At 62.2% G+C, this 13,154-nt stretch carries 12 protein-coding genes and 1 pseudogene; 9 read left to right on the top strand and 4 right to left on the bottom strand.

Translation table 11 applies throughout. The features are described 5' to 3' along the window. Nucleotides 1-18 precede the first annotated feature (18 nt). Nucleotides 19-1,101 carry a bifunctional transcriptional activator/DNA repair enzyme AdaA gene (locus JWU58_RS16770; protein ID WP_123441700.1) on the bottom strand — a complete coding sequence of 361 codons (1,083 nt, stop codon included), beginning with the start codon at nt 1,099-1,101 and terminating at the stop codon, nt 19-21. A 109-nt stretch (nt 1,102-1,210) separates the two neighbouring features. On the opposite strand from JWU58_RS16770, the gene JWU58_RS16765 reads away from it, so the two are divergent. Continuing rightward, nucleotides 1,211-1,642, top strand: a complete 432-nt coding sequence (locus JWU58_RS16765) for a VOC family protein (RefSeq protein WP_123441699.1) — start codon at nt 1,211-1,213, stop codon at nt 1,640-1,642. Here the strand turns inward: JWU58_RS16765 and JWU58_RS16760 are convergent. Further along, nucleotides 1,624-2,742: a carboxylate-amine ligase gene (locus JWU58_RS16760; protein ID WP_206420574.1), complete on the bottom strand. Its 1,119-nt coding sequence runs from the start codon at nt 2,740-2,742 to the stop codon at nt 1,624-1,626. The two genes, JWU58_RS16765 and JWU58_RS16760, sit on opposite strands and share 19 nt — an antisense overlap. A gap of 161 nt (nt 2,743-2,903) precedes the next feature. Between JWU58_RS16760 and JWU58_RS16755 the strand changes: the two genes are divergently transcribed. The 4 genes from JWU58_RS16755 (at nt 2,904) to JWU58_RS16740 (ending at nt 6,983) form a co-directional block, all read left to right on the top strand. Beyond that, entirely contained in the window at nt 2,904-3,179 is a 276-nt protein-coding gene (locus tag JWU58_RS16755; protein WP_122610201.1) for a hypothetical protein, read from the top strand. Nucleotides 3,180-3,373: 194 nt separating this feature from the next. Further along, nucleotides 3,374-3,979, top strand: a complete 606-nt coding sequence (locus JWU58_RS16750; RefSeq protein ID WP_071171835.1) for a biliverdin-producing heme oxygenase — start codon at nt 3,374-3,376, stop codon at nt 3,977-3,979. Continuing rightward, complete coding sequence (locus JWU58_RS16745) at nt 3,976-6,213, top strand: ATP-binding protein (protein ID WP_206420573.1); 2,238 nt, start codon at nt 3,976-3,978, stop codon at nt 6,211-6,213. The genes JWU58_RS16750 and JWU58_RS16745 overlap by 4 nt, the downstream gene beginning before the upstream one ends. A gap of 182 nt (nt 6,214-6,395) precedes the next feature. Next, complete coding sequence (locus tag JWU58_RS16740) at nt 6,396-6,983, top strand: LysE family translocator (RefSeq protein ID WP_206420572.1); 588 nt, start codon at nt 6,396-6,398, stop codon at nt 6,981-6,983. 143 nt (nt 6,984-7,126) lie between these two features. Here the strand turns inward: JWU58_RS16740 and JWU58_RS16735 are convergent, their stop codons facing one another. Next, nucleotides 7,127-7,960, bottom strand: a complete 834-nt coding sequence (locus JWU58_RS16735; protein ID WP_206420571.1) for an AraC family transcriptional regulator — start codon at nt 7,958-7,960, stop codon at nt 7,127-7,129. A 167-nt stretch (nt 7,961-8,127) separates the two neighbouring features. Here JWU58_RS16735 and JWU58_RS16730 point away from each other — a divergent pair, with 167 nt between their 5' ends. Beyond that, complete coding sequence (locus tag JWU58_RS16730; RefSeq protein WP_206420570.1) at nt 8,128-8,520, top strand: GFA family protein; 393 nt, start codon at nt 8,128-8,130, stop codon at nt 8,518-8,520. 310 nt (nt 8,521-8,830) lie between these two features. Here the strand turns inward: JWU58_RS16730 and JWU58_RS16725 are convergent, their stop codons facing one another. Further along, complete coding sequence (locus tag JWU58_RS16725; protein WP_122746957.1) at nt 8,831-9,661, bottom strand: alpha/beta fold hydrolase; 831 nt, start codon at nt 9,659-9,661, stop codon at nt 8,831-8,833. Nucleotides 9,662-9,909: 248 nt separating this feature from the next. On the opposite strand from JWU58_RS16725, the gene JWU58_RS16720 reads away from it, so the two are divergent. The 3 genes and pseudogenes from JWU58_RS16720 (at nt 9,910) to JWU58_RS16710 (ending at nt 13,129) form a co-directional block, all read left to right on the top strand. Continuing rightward, complete coding sequence (locus JWU58_RS16720; RefSeq protein WP_010459764.1) at nt 9,910-10,365, top strand: (2Fe-2S)-binding protein; 456 nt, start codon at nt 9,910-9,912, stop codon at nt 10,363-10,365. A 22-nt stretch (nt 10,366-10,387) separates the two neighbouring features. Continuing rightward, on the top strand, nt 10,388-12,550 hold the full coding sequence (locus JWU58_RS16715; protein WP_206420569.1) for a xanthine dehydrogenase family protein molybdopterin-binding subunit: 2,163 nt from the start codon (nt 10,388-10,390) through the stop codon (nt 12,548-12,550). Between the two features lies 1 nt (nt 12,551). Beyond that, nucleotides 12,552-13,129, top strand: a pseudogene (locus tag JWU58_RS16710) (hypothetical protein). Nucleotides 13,130-13,154: the final 25 nt, after the last annotated feature.

Here is a 13,154-nt window from a genome sequence, read left to right as displayed (position 1 = left end):
CGCGTTGGATTGCATGGCTCAAAAAGCCAATTGTTGAGTCATTTGCAGTGCGGCGTTTTCCAGCCTGAGCAGGAACGCCTTGCGCGGTTGTCCGCCACCATAACCGGTCAGCGAGCCGTCTGCGCCGATCACTCGGTGGCACGGGACCACGATCGACAGGCGATTGTGCCCGTTGGCCAGGCCGACGGCACGGCTGGCGCCAGGTTTGCCCAGGCCTGCCGCGATGGCGCCGTACGTGCTGGTGTGGCCATAGGGAATTTGCAGCAGCGCCGCCCACACTTCCCGGGCAAAAGCGCTGCCGGGCAGGTGCAGCGGCACGCTGAACTGAGTGAGTTTGCCGGCAAAGTAATCCGCCAGTTGCACCTCGATCTGCTGCAAGTGGGCGTTGTGACCCGGCGCAACCGCGTAGCCATAACGGTCCTGCAGCGCTTCGACTTCACGGGTCAGGGCCGGGCGATCGAGAAATTCCAACAACACCAGCCCACGACGCTCGGCCATGGCGATCATCGGCCCCAGCGGCGTGGTCAGGCGAGTGAACAGCAACGGTTCACTATTGGCCGCGCGGCCCGGGGTGATGTGGAAGGACTTCTGAAACGCATCGCGAAAACCGCTGAGCGACTCGTAGCCGGAGTCGAACGCGGCGTGATCGATCGAAGTGCCTTGCCTGATCCCGCCCAGGGCCATGCCGAGGCGCCGTGTGCGCAGCCAGGCGTGGAAGGTCATGCCGAAATGCTGCTTGAACCAGCGCCGCAGTTTCAGCGGTTCGATACCCTCGGCGAGCAATTGCGCATCGCTCCAGCGCCGTTCGGGATCGGCGTCCACCGCATTGAGCAGGCGCTGCACCCAGTCCGGGGCGATGGCCGCTGCGTCCAGCGGTTTGCAGCGCAGGCAGGCGCGGTAACCGGCGCACAGGCACTCGTCGGCGTGGGCGAAGAATTCGACGTTCTCCGGTTTCGGCTTGCGCGCCGTGCAACTGGGACGGCAAAAGATCCCGGTGGTTTTCACGGCGGTGAAGAACACGCCTTCATAGGCAGTGTCGCGCTCGAGCATGGCGCGAACCATTTCGGCGTGGGGCGGCAGGGCAGCGGCTGGTATGTTCATGACGTGAGAGTAAATCCGCTTTGTCGATGGCTCCACCGAAAAATCGACAGTGAATTTTTTCCCTTGTGCAGCACAATGAGCGGGTCGCCGCTTTCGAGGAAGCCAAACCATGCATCCCTTTTCCATTCAGCACATCGATCACATCGTCCTGCGCGTCGCCGACCTGCAACGCAGCATCGATTTCTACGCCAGGGTGTTCGGCGCCGACGTGGTCAGGCATAACCAGGCGCTGGGGCTGGTGCATTTGCGGGCCGGTACGTCGATGATCGATCTCGTCGATTTGGCGGGCGAACTTGGGCGCAAGGGCGGTGGCGCGGCGCAGGCGCAGCGACGCAATGTCGACCACTTCTGCCTGCGCATCGAACCGTTCGACGAAGCCGCGCTCATCGCTCACCTGCAATCGTTCGGGCTGACCGTTGAACAAGCGGCCAGGCGTTTTGGCGCCGAGGGTTACGGCTTGTCGCTGTACTGTTTTGACCCGGACGGCAATCAGGTCGAACTCAAAGGCCCGTCCGAGAGCGATCAGCCAGCGGTTTCTTGAAGCAGCTGCTCGGCCACTTGCCCGAGGGCCGAACGGCCGTTTTGCGCTTGTTCAGACGCCAGATTGAACAGCGCCAGTTGCCGATCGGCGCTGGTGCCGCTGTCGATGATCGCCCGGGCACGCTCGAACAACTGCGCTGCACCCAGTATCTGCGCCGTCTCGGCAAAGCGCTGCTCGGCCAGCTCCAGCCACTGCGCGAGCGAACAGTCGCCGTCGATGCCTTCGACCAGAAAGCGCGCATGAATCCCCTGATGTTTGGCGCGCCAGCGATTTTCCTCCAGCATCGAACGCGCGGTCTGGTCGTACAGCAAACCGGGCCGCCGCTGCGCACTGGCATGAGCCACCAATACGCGGAAAAACGCCGCCAGGGTCAGCGCATCATCGACCCGAGGGCAAGCGTCGGTCATGCGCAGTTCCAGGGTCGGAAAACGCGCGGCCGGGCGCACGCCCCACCAGCACTCGCCGGGCTGGCTGATCGCGCCGATGCGCGTGAGAAACGCCAAGTGCTCGTCGTAATGGCGCTGATCGGCGAACAGCGGCGGGATGCCCATGCGTGGCCACTCGTCACACACGGTCTGCCGATAGCTCATGAAGCCGCTGGTGGCGCCATCCCAGATCGGCGACGAACAGCTCAGTGCCAACAGCAGCGGCGTCCACGGCAGCACTTCGTTCATCACCGCAATGCGATCCAGCGGCTCTGCCACCTCGACGTGCACATGCAGGCCCGACAGCACGCTGCGGCGGGCGACATGGCCGTAGCGCTCGAACAGATACCGGAAGTGTTCCTCGTCGGTCGGAACCTGCTCGCGCCAGTCGGCCAGCGGATGACTGCCGGCGCTGAGCATGCCCAGAGCAAATGGCTCCAGGGCCGCGCGCAAGGCCTGACGGCTGCCTCGCAGAAAATCACTGGCGTGCGCGAAATCGCTGAATACCGGCGAAGCCACCTCGATCTGGCCCTGAAACATCTCCGTGGCAAACCACACACCCAGCGCCGCCCGGCAAGCCTCGATGGCCTGTGGCGGCGGACTGCCGATCATGCGCAGGCTCTGCAGGTCAGTGAGAAAGTACTCTTCCTCAATGCCGAATCGCGGGTGGCTCATGACAGTGCTCGAGCAAGTGTTTCTCTTGAGAACCGTGCGCCGTTGCGGTGGTTCACGCCGGGCGACCAGTGCCCCGCGAATGCACCGTTGGTCTTGTCCATTGCACTTGAGCGGCCAGGGCGTTTCCAAACAAGTCCGATCAACGTGTTCTGGAGGCACACATGAGCAACCCATCCAGCAACGACAAAGCGCTTAACCAAACCGTCAATCCCAACGACGACGGCTTCGCCATCGGCACGGCCGGGCGCGATGAAGACCCCAACGCCACCACCGACTGGGATGTCAGCCGTGATAACGAGGATGTCATGACGCCGGGCGATACCCGCGGTCTGCCCGGTTATCCCGGGGCCGAAAAAAACAATCCTTCGAAACCCGTTGTCGACAGCAGCGTACCGGCCAACGGCGATCCATCGGTGCAGAACGACGGCGCTGATTGAGGTGGTCAGCGGTGGCAGGATAATGGCGTCGGTCGAACTTTTCTGATCCGGCGCCACTCTGAACCTGTCATAGGGTCGCAGTTCGACAGAAAAAACGCTTCGGCAGGCAGAAAAAGCTGCGTGGCGTGATAAATTCCCCCCACGTCGAGCCCACCCAGAATGGCCCCTGCCGGGTCCCACCAAGAGCGATCTACATGCAAGCAAAGGCCCGTGAGGTTTATGTGCCACCGGTGCTGCAAGATCTGCGGGCCGGCACAGCCGAACTGCACATCGCACTGGAAAAACGCCTTCCTTTTTTCTCCGACACCCTCGATACCCCCGCTTTCGAGCGCTTGATGCAGGCCTATTACGGGTTCTATCAGCCGCTCGAACAGGCGTTGCTCGCCAGTGGCGCGGTCCCGGACGATTTCAATCTGCTGCCTCGTCTGAAGGCTGACACCCTGCGCGCCGACCTGCGCGCACTGGGGGCAACCGCTGATGATTTGCCGCTGTGTGAAGATCTGCCAGTCATTGATTCCAGCGCCGCCAGTCTCGGCGTTTTGTACGTGCTCGAAGGCGCGACTCTCGGCGGGCAGATCCTGCGTCGGGAGATCGCCGCGCGGCTGAATCTGGACGCCGACAATGGCGCTGCCTTCCTCGATGTCTACGGCGCGGCCACCGGGCGGCGCTGGCGCGAGTTCATCGAATACCTGAGCAACCGGCCCATGGCGGCCAGCGAACGCGCGGCCGTGGTCAGCGCAGCACAAACCACATTCAGCTGTTTCGAGCAGTGGCTCGAGCGCCAGGAGGTACTGGCATGAACCCGCAAGACCCACAAGCCTTTGAAGAACTGCTGGCCAACTGTGCCGACGAGCCGATCCGCTTTCCCGGCGCGATCCAGCCCCATGGCCTGCTGCTGACCCTGACCGAGCCTGCGCTGCAGATCATCCAGGTCAGCGCCAACGTCGAAACCCTGCTGGCCCGCGCGCCCGAATCCTTGATCGGCCAGCCGCTGCACAGCCTGATCGGCGCCGAACACACCGCGCAAGTGCTGCAAGCCTTGGAACAGGCGACGTTCTCCGAGGCGGCGCCGCTGCGATTCGAGCTCAACGGCACTGAATTCGAAGGTTTGCTGCACCGCCATCAGGGCGTGCTGATTCTCGAACTGGAAATTCACGTGAAGAATTTCCAGCCGCGCAACGTCGCCGGGGTCAATACCCACCTGGGCCGCATGCTCCAGCGCCTGCAAGCGGCGACCACGCTGCAGGCCCTGTACGACATCAGCGTCAAGGAAATCCAGGCGATGACCGGTTACGACCGGGTGCTGATCTATCGCTTCGAGGAGGAGGGCCACGGTCAGGTCATCGCCGAAGCGTCCGATCCATCGATGGAAGTGTTCAACGGCCTGTTCTTCCCGGCTTCGGACATTCCCGAGCAGGCGCGCGAGCTGTATCGCACCAATTGGCTGCGGATCATCCCCAACGCCGATTATCAGCCGGTGCCACTGGTGCCGAAGCTGCGCCCGGACACGCAGACGCCGCTGGACCTCAGTTTCGCCACGCTGCGCAGCGTCTCGCCGATTCACTGCCAGTACATGAAGAACATGGGCGTGCTGTCGTCGATGAGCATTTCCCTGCTCAAGGGCGACAAGCTCTGGGGCCTGATCAGCTGCGGCAACCGCCAGCCGCTGCACGTGCCGCATGAATTGCGCATGGCTTGCCAGACCATCGGCCAGGTTCTGTCATTGCAGATCAGCGCCATGGAAACCCTTGAGTTGACCCGCCAGCGCGAAGAGAAGGTCGAAGCGCTGGCGCGGCTCAATCAGGCGATGGTCGATTCGCCGCAAAATGTTTTCGACGGCCTCGCCCAGCAGCCAGCGACGCTGATGGCGCTGGTCAATGCCGGCGGCATTGCGATCATCGAAGACAAGCAGTTGCACCGTTACGGCAACTGCCCTGAACCGGAAGAAATTCGCGCGCTGCACAAGTGGTTGCAGGCGCGCGGCGAGCCGGTGTTCGCCAGCCATCACCTGTCCAGCGTTTACCCGCCGGCGGCGCAGTATCAGTCGGTGGCCAGTGGTGTGCTTGCCATGAGCCTGCCGAAACCGGTGGACAACGGCGTGCTGTGGTTCCGTCCGGAAGTGAAGGAAAACATCAACTGGAGCGGCGACCCGCGCAAGCCGCTGGATCTGGAAAACTCCGACGCCGGGATGCGCTTGCGTCCGCGCACCTCGTTCGAGATCTGGAAGGTCGAGATGGCCGGGATCTCCACCAAGTGGAGCCACGGTGACCGGTTCGCCGCCAATGACCTGCGCCGTTCGGCGCTGGAAAACGATCTGGCCCGTCAGGTCCGTCGCGAGCAGGCGGCTGTGCAGGCGCGCGATGATCTGGTAGCGGTGGTTTCGCACGACCTGCGCAACCCGATGACGGTGATTTCCATGCTCTGCGGCATGATGCAGAAAGCCTTCAGCTCGGAAGGCGCGCACACCTCACGGCGCATTTCCACGGCGATCGACACCATGCAGCAGGCCACGGCGCGGATGAACACGTTGCTGGAAGACCTGCTCGATACCTCGAAAATCGACGCCGGGCGCTACTCCATCACCCCGCAGGCGCTGGAGGTCGGGCACATCTTTGAAGAGGCCCAAGCGTTGCTGTCGCCGCTGGCCCATGACAAGGACATCAGCATTTCCTTCCAGGCCGATCCTGACCTGCGCATCCACGCCGACCCTGAGCGGTTGTTTCAGGTGCTGTCGAACCTGGTGGGCAACGCCATCAAATTCACCCCGCGCATGGGCACGGTCGGCGTGCACGCCAAATCGGTGGGCGATGAGATTGTATTTATCGTGCGTGACAGTGGCGAAGGCATTCCCAAGGAGCACTTGCCGCATGTGTTTGATCGTTACTGGACGATGAAGGAAGGCAACCCGACCGGCACGGGCCTGGGTTTGTACATCACCCAAGGCATCGTCGAAGCCCATGGCGGGCAGATCGTCGCCGAGAGCGAGCCGGGGCAGGGCAGCGAATTCCGCTTCACCGTGCCGCGCCTGGCCTGATTGCCCCTTGTAGGTTTCGATCGTTCCCACGCTCTGAATGGGACGCAGAGCGTCCCGGGCTGCATTCCCACGCAGAGCGTGGGAACGATCAGATTTGCAGCCTCAGGGTCATTTTCTTCAATACCGCAAATCCCCCGCTTGCTACCGTAGCCACCTCGTTCCTCGTTTGAAGCAGGTGTGCAATGAGTCTGATTCTTTCCATGGCGGCGTTTGCCCTCGCCGCATCCATCACGCCGGGGCCGGTCAATATCGTCGCCTTGAGTTCAGGCGCGCAGTACGGTTTCCGCGCCAGCCAACGGCACGTGGCCGGGGCGACGCTGGGTTTTGTGCTGTTGCTGGTGCTGATGGGCCTGGGCCTGCATGAGGTCTTGCAGTTGTGGCCATTCATGACCCGCGTGGTGCAATGGGCCGGGGTGGCGTTTCTGTTGTTCATGGCCTGGAAACTGGCCAGCGATGACGGCCAGTTGCACGCCAGCGAGTCCGGCCGCGCGCCGTCGCTGCTCTATGGCGCGGTGATGCAATGGCTCAACCCCAAGGCCTGGCTGGCATGCGTGGCCGGCATGGGCGCGTTTGTCGCTGATGGCGAGGCGCGGCTGGTCTGGCAGTTTGCGGCGGTGTATCTGGTGATCTGCTATCTGTCGGTGGGCTGCTGGGCGTATGCCGGGACGTTCTTGCGCGGGTATCTGAGCAATGCAGCGGGGATGCGCTGGTTCAATCGATTGATGGCGTTGTTGCTGGCGGTGAGTGCGCTTTATTTGCTGTTCACTTGATTCACAGGCCCACCACAACCCCCTGTGGGAGCGAGCCTGCTCGCGAATACGATGGATCAGTCAGTGAAGTGTTGAATGACACACCGCTTTCGCGAGCAGGCTCGCTCCCACAAGGGGGGCTGGGTTCAACTTCGAGTATGAAGTCAGCCGCGATACTGCCCCGGCGTTGCCGCCAGATGCTGTTTGAACGCTCGCTGAAAATGCGCCTGATCGGCAAACCCGGCCTGGAGCGCGACGTCGGCAATCAACTGGCCGCTGCGCAAGCGCTCGCGGGCGAACTGGATGCGCTGGTTGACCAGGAAGGCATGGGGCGTCATCCCGTAACGCTGCCTGAACGCACGAATCAGGTATGACGGCGATAGTTGCGCCGCCGCGCAAATTGCCTCGAGGCTCAGCACTTCGGTGCAATGTCCACGGATGAAATCAGCGGCGCGCTCCAGCTTGAAATTCGGCTCGGCAACGGGCTCGTCCGCTGGATTCAGGCGGACCTGCAAATCACTGAAAAACTCAACCGCTGCGCTGTGTTTCGCCAGCGCCTCCACCTGGTCGTCGAGCAGAACCTCATACAACCCCATCAATTTGCCAAACAGCTCGGCATCAGTCAGATGCGTGTCGGAAAATCGGCGAAATTCCAGCTCCCCGGCAAACCCCAATTGATGCTGCAAATCCGTCAGCCACGGCGTTTCGACATACAACATCACATACGACCAAGGCTGATCATCGATCGGATTGCAGGCATGCACATCGCCGGGATTCATCAGCACCACGGTGCCAGCCGCCACCTCAAATTGCGCCTGCTCATGCACATAGGTACTGCGCCCGGCGGTGATCGCGCCGATGGAAAAATGCGCATGGGAATGCCGCGCATAACAGACTTCACGCCCATCCGCGATGGCCCGCGCTTCGATGAAGGGCAGGGCGTCGTCGCGCCAGAAGCGCGGGGCTTTCTCGGGGTTTTTCGCTGTGGGGTGTTTCATCGTGATCGTCCCGGCAGGTCAGCGTCTGAGTGTATTAGCTCTGGCCGGTGAATGCCCGTTGCAGTGTCGCCACATCAAGCTTTTTCATCTGAAACATCGCCTGCATTGCAGCACCGACTGTTATAGGCTCTGGGGGCATGACACCACGAGCGCGATGGAGCTGAACCATGACTGCATTTACCGGCGGATGCCTGTGCGGCGATGTGCGTTTTCAAGCCTCTGGCGAGCCTTACCGGGTTGGATTGTGCCATTGCCTGGACTGTCGCAAGGTCCACGGCGCGCTGTTTCATGCCTCGGCGATTTTTCCTGAGGACGCGGTGACCATCAGCGGTGAAACCCATGAGTATCAAGGGCGGCACTTTTGTCCGCGCTGTGGTTCTTCGGTGTTCAACCGCAGTGGTGATGAGGTCGAGGTGAACCTCGGCGCGCTGGATGCGCCGGATCAGTTGAAGCCGACCTATGAGAGCTGGATTGTGCGGCGTGAATCGTGGTTGCCGGATTTTCCGCTGGCCAGGCATTACCGTGGTGATCGTGAACGCAAAGGGCGGGCAGAGGGGTAGGGGATTGATTCAGCCTTCAGCACGCTTGCAATTTCTGTGGGAGTGAGCTTGCTCGCGATAGCTATCTCAGAGATACGAGTGTGCAGCGGATCTACCCTGATCCCTGTGGGAGCTTGCTTGCCAGCGATGGCGGCCTTCCAGCCGACCAGTCTCTGACGGGTATACCCAATTTCAACTGTGGGAGCGAGCCTGCTCGCGAAGGCGTTGGGTCAGTCAATACGTAAGTGGCTGAACGAACGCTTTCGCGAGCAGGCCCGCTCCCACAATTTGTTTTGTGGTGTCCGCTGCTATGGGTACATCCTCAGCTCTGTTAGCCGCGAATAAACGCCAACAAATCCGCATTGATGGTTTCAGCCTGCGTCGTCGGCATGCCATGCGGGAAGCCGGGATACGACTTCAGTGTGCCGTTGGGCAGCAGTTTCGCCGATAACGGTGCGGAGTTGGCGTAGGGCACGATCTGGTCATCCTCGCCGTGCATGACCAGCACCGGCACGGTGACTTTTTTCAGGTCTTCGGTGAAGTCGGTCTGCGAGAACGCGACGATGCCGTCGTAATGCGCCTTGGCGCCGCCGATCATGCCCTGGCGCCACCAGTTGGCGATGATCCCTTCCGCCGGCTCGGCGCCCGGGCGGTTGTAGCCGTAGAAGGGGCCGCTCGGCACATCGCGATAGAACTGTGCGCGATTCGCCGCCAACTGCGCTTGAAAGCCATCGAACACCGATTTCGGCAAACCGCCCGGGTTGCTTTCGGTCTGCACCATCAGCGGTGGTACGGCGCTGATCAATACCGCTTTGCTGACCTTGTCCTGACCATGTCGGGCAATGTAGTGGATCACTTCGCCGCCGCCGGTGGAGTGGCCGACGTGCACAACGTTGCTCGTACCCAGATGATTGACCACTGCCAGCACATCGTCGGCGTAGTGATCCATGTCATGGCCGTCCCAGACCTGGCTGGATCGGCCATGCCCGCGTCGATCATGAGCAATCACCCGAAAGCCCTGCGCGAGAAAGAACAGCATCTGCGCATCCCAGTCATCGGAACTGAGCGGCCAGCCGTGGTGGAAGTGGATTACCGGCGCGTCGCGCGGGCCCCAGTCCTTGTAGAAGATATCGACGCCGTCTCGAGTGGTGACAAAGCCCATATTCGTTACTCCTGACCTGTGATGGACAACCGCGATGTACGCGGACCGTTTGCGCAGAGGTACGACGACTCAGTGCGAGTCGTTATCAACTGTAGGAGCAATGCCGGGGTCTGCATGACCGCTGGTCACAACGTCTGGCTTCAAGCGCAAATTAGGCTTTGCTGAAAGGGATAAGCGCGGGCTTCCGTAGGTTTTTCCGACCACAGCGACGCCCCTTCGCACCCCCGTGAGCCTGAGGAAATCCGCCGATGCTGACCCTTAATATCAATGGCAAGGATCAGGAGCTCGATGTCCCCGCCGACATGCCGCTGCTTTGGGTTCTGCGCGATGTCGCGCACCTGACCGGGACCAAGTTCGGTTGCGGCATGGCCCAGTGCGGTGCCTGCACCGTGCACGTCGACGGCGCGCCATTACGTTCCTGTATCACTCCGGCCACTGCCGTCGCCCATGGGCAGAAAATTCTGACCATCGAGGGCCTTTCCACCGATGGCTCGCACCCGGTGCAGCAGGCCTGGGCCGAGCTGGACGTGGTGCAGTGCGGTTACTGCCAGTCCGGGCAGATCATGTCCGCCGCCGCGTTGCTGGCGAAAATTCCCAAGCCCACCGACAGCGATATCGATCAGGCGCTCTCCGGCAATATCTGCCGCTGCGGCACCTATCCGCGCATACGCGCTGCGGTCAAACGCGCCGCCGAAATCGGCTGAGTCATTCTCTGGGAGAGGAGCGATGAACAGTCCCGTATCGCGTCGCGGGTTTCTCAAGGGCAGCGCACTGTTAAGCGGCGGCTTGATGGTGGCGTTCGTGGTACCCGGGGCCAATCGCTTTGCCCGCGCGGCAGAAAATCAGAACAAGACCTTCGCGCCCAACGCGTTCCTGCGCATCGCGGCGGACAACAGCGTCACCGTGCTGCTCGGCCATTCGGAAATGGGCCAGGGCATCTGGACCGGCCTGACCATGCTGATCGCCGAAGAACTGGACGCCGACTGGTCGAAAATCAGCGTGCAACACTCGCCAGCCTCGGCGGCCGATTACGGCTTGCCGGCGTTTGGCGGCATGCAGATCACCGGCGGCTCGACGTCGACCTGGATGGAATTCGACCGCTACCGACTGGCCGGGGCGACGGCGCGGCAGATGCTGGTGGAAGCGGCTGCGAAACGCTTCGACGTCGCGCCGTCGACGATTCGCACGGAGTCCGGCGTGGTGATCGCCGGAGGCCAACGCGCGACCTACGGCGAACTGGCCGATGCCGCCGGGCAACTGCCGGTGCCGGATCCGAAAACCATCACTTTCAAGGAAGCCAAGGACTGGAAAGTCATCGGCAAACCGACCAAGCGCCTCGACACCCCGGAGAAAATCACCGGCCGCGCCAAGTTCGGCATGGACGTGCAGTTCGAAGGCCTGATGACCGCGATGGTCGCCCGCGCGCCGGTGTTCGGTGCCACGGTGAAATCCTTCGAAGGCGCCGCAGCGCTGGCGATTCCCGGCGTGCACAAGGTGGTGCAGGTGCCCAGCGGAGTAGCGGTGGTGGCCGAGCATTTCTGGGCGGCGAAGCTGGGCCGTGATGCGCTGAAGGTCGATTGGGATCTTGGGCCGCTGGCCGACATGAGCAGTGAAAAACTGCTGGAGAGTTTCCGCAAACTGGCAGCGACGCCGGGTACTTCCGCCACGCAGGCGGGGGACGCCAAGGCCAATTTCGGCAAAGCCGCGAAGAAAATCGAGGTCGAATACAGCGTGCCTTACCTGGCCCACGCGCCGATGGAACCGCTCAATTGCACGGTGAAAATCAGCGCCGGCAAATGCGAGATCTGGACCGGCACGCAGTTTCAGACCCTCGACCAAATGGTCGCCAGTAAGATCACCGGGCTCAAGCCCGAGCAGGTCGAAATTCACACGGAATTTCTCGGCGGTGGCTTCGGTCGCCGTGCCAATCCGACTTCGGATTTCGTCGCCGAAGCCGTGCAAGTGGCGAAAGCAGCGGGCTTGCCGGTGAAAACTGTGTGGGCGCGCGAGGATGACATTCGCGGCGGCTACTACCGCTCGATGTATCTGCACAAGGCGCAGGTCGGGCTGGGCGCTGATGGTTTGCCGATGAGCTGGCAGCATGTGCTGGTGGGGCAGTCGATCATGGCCGGGACGATGCTTGAGGCGACGATGGTCAAGAACGGCATCGATGCCACCTCGGTCGAGGGCGTGGCCGACAGTCCGTACATCAAGGATCTGCCTCATCATCAGGTCGACCTGCATTCGCCGCAGACCGGCATCAATGTGTTGTGGCTGCGTTCGGTGGGCCATACCCACACGGGTTTCGTCATGGAATCGCTGATCGATGAACTGGCGACGGCGGCGGGCAAGGATCCGGTGGAGTACCGGCGAACGCTGCTCAAGGCGCACCCGCGCCACCTCGGCGTGCTCAATCTGGCGGTGGAGAAGGCCAATTGGGGCGCACCGTTGCCGGACGGGCATGCTCTGGGCGTGGCGGTACACGAGTCGTTCGGCAGCTATGTGGCGCAGGTCGCCGAGGTGTCGCAGGACAATCTGGCGATCCGCGTGCATCGGGTGGTCTGCGCGGTGGACTGCGGCATTGCAGTGAATCCGCAGAGCATCGCCGCGCAGATGGAATCGTGCATCACCTTCGGTCTCGGCATGGCGTTGCACAGCAAACTCACCGTCAAGGACGGCGGCGTCGTGCAGTCCAACTATCACGATTATCAGGTGTTGCGGCTCAACGAAATGCCGGTGGTGGAAGTGCATATCGTCCCCAGCAGCGAAAAACCCGGCGGCATCGGTGAGCCCGGTGTTCCACCGACCGCGCCGGCCGTGGCCAACGCCGTGTTCGCCTTGACCGGGCAACGCCTGCGCGAACTGCCACTGCAACTGTCGGGGGTGTGAGATGAAACGACATCTTGTGTTGGGCACCGTCGTGTTGCTCGGTCTCGGTGGCTACGCCTCGGACCTGTTTGCCGAGGATCAGGAAGCTCTGAAAGCCTTTGGCACGGTGCAGAAAGTCTTTCAGAGCCCGCGCTGCCAGATTGCCACATTCCCGGCGATTCGCCGTTGCAGTTCGACGCCGGCATCCCGCACGCGATGAATGTGGTGCGCGGCATGGACGGCAAGGGCGCTGCCGGTTTGCCCTGCGCGACCTGCCACGCCGAAAGCAACCCGCCGGCCAGTTACGGCCCTCATGCGCCGCCGGGTGCGCCGCACTGGAGCCTACCGCCGGCGGCGCACAAAATGGCCTGGATCGGCCTGCCATCGGACAAGCTCTGCGCGATGATCAAGGACCGCGCGAGCAATGGCGACCGGGATTTCGCCGCGCTGTTAAAACACGTCAGCGAAGACAAACTGGTGCTCTGGGGCTGGAATCCCGGGGCAGGGCGCGCACCGGTGCCAGTGCCGCACGATATTTTCGTCGCGCAATTCAAACTCTGGGCCGATGCCGGCGGGCCGTGTCCGGTGGCGCAAATGTGAAGCCTCGGCGATTTAGCGCTACGCT

It is taken from the genome of Pseudomonas atacamensis (genome assembly GCF_017167965.1).
Lineage (GTDB): Bacteria > Pseudomonadota > Gammaproteobacteria > Pseudomonadales > Pseudomonadaceae > Aquipseudomonas > Aquipseudomonas atacamensis.
This window is presented reverse-complemented; position numbering and strand designations above follow the sequence as displayed.

Coding starts and splice junctions, on each gene's coding strand:
- JWU58_RS16770 (WP_123441700.1), bottom strand. CDS start 1,101: ATGAACATACCAGCCGCTGCCCTGCCGCCCCACGCCGAAATGGTTCGC.
- JWU58_RS16765 (WP_123441699.1), top strand. CDS start 1,211: ATGCATCCCTTTTCCATTCAGCACATCGATCACATCGTCCTGCGCGTC.
- JWU58_RS16760 (WP_206420574.1), bottom strand. CDS start 2,742: ATGAGCCACCCGCGATTCGGCATTGAGGAAGAGTACTTTCTCACTGAC.
- JWU58_RS16755 (WP_122610201.1), top strand. CDS start 2,904: ATGAGCAACCCATCCAGCAACGACAAAGCGCTTAACCAAACCGTCAAT.
- JWU58_RS16750 (WP_071171835.1), top strand. CDS start 3,374: ATGCAAGCAAAGGCCCGTGAGGTTTATGTGCCACCGGTGCTGCAAGAT.
- JWU58_RS16745 (WP_206420573.1), top strand. CDS start 3,976: ATGAACCCGCAAGACCCACAAGCCTTTGAAGAACTGCTGGCCAACTGT.
- JWU58_RS16740 (WP_206420572.1), top strand. CDS start 6,396: ATGAGTCTGATTCTTTCCATGGCGGCGTTTGCCCTCGCCGCATCCATC.
- JWU58_RS16735 (WP_206420571.1), bottom strand. CDS start 7,960: ATGAAACACCCCACAGCGAAAAACCCCGAGAAAGCCCCGCGCTTCTGG.
- JWU58_RS16730 (WP_206420570.1), top strand. CDS start 8,128: ATGACTGCATTTACCGGCGGATGCCTGTGCGGCGATGTGCGTTTTCAA.
- JWU58_RS16725 (WP_122746957.1), bottom strand. CDS start 9,661: ATGGGCTTTGTCACCACTCGAGACGGCGTCGATATCTTCTACAAGGAC.
- JWU58_RS16720 (WP_010459764.1), top strand. CDS start 9,910: ATGCTGACCCTTAATATCAATGGCAAGGATCAGGAGCTCGATGTCCCC.
- JWU58_RS16715 (WP_206420569.1), top strand. CDS start 10,388: ATGAACAGTCCCGTATCGCGTCGCGGGTTTCTCAAGGGCAGCGCACTG.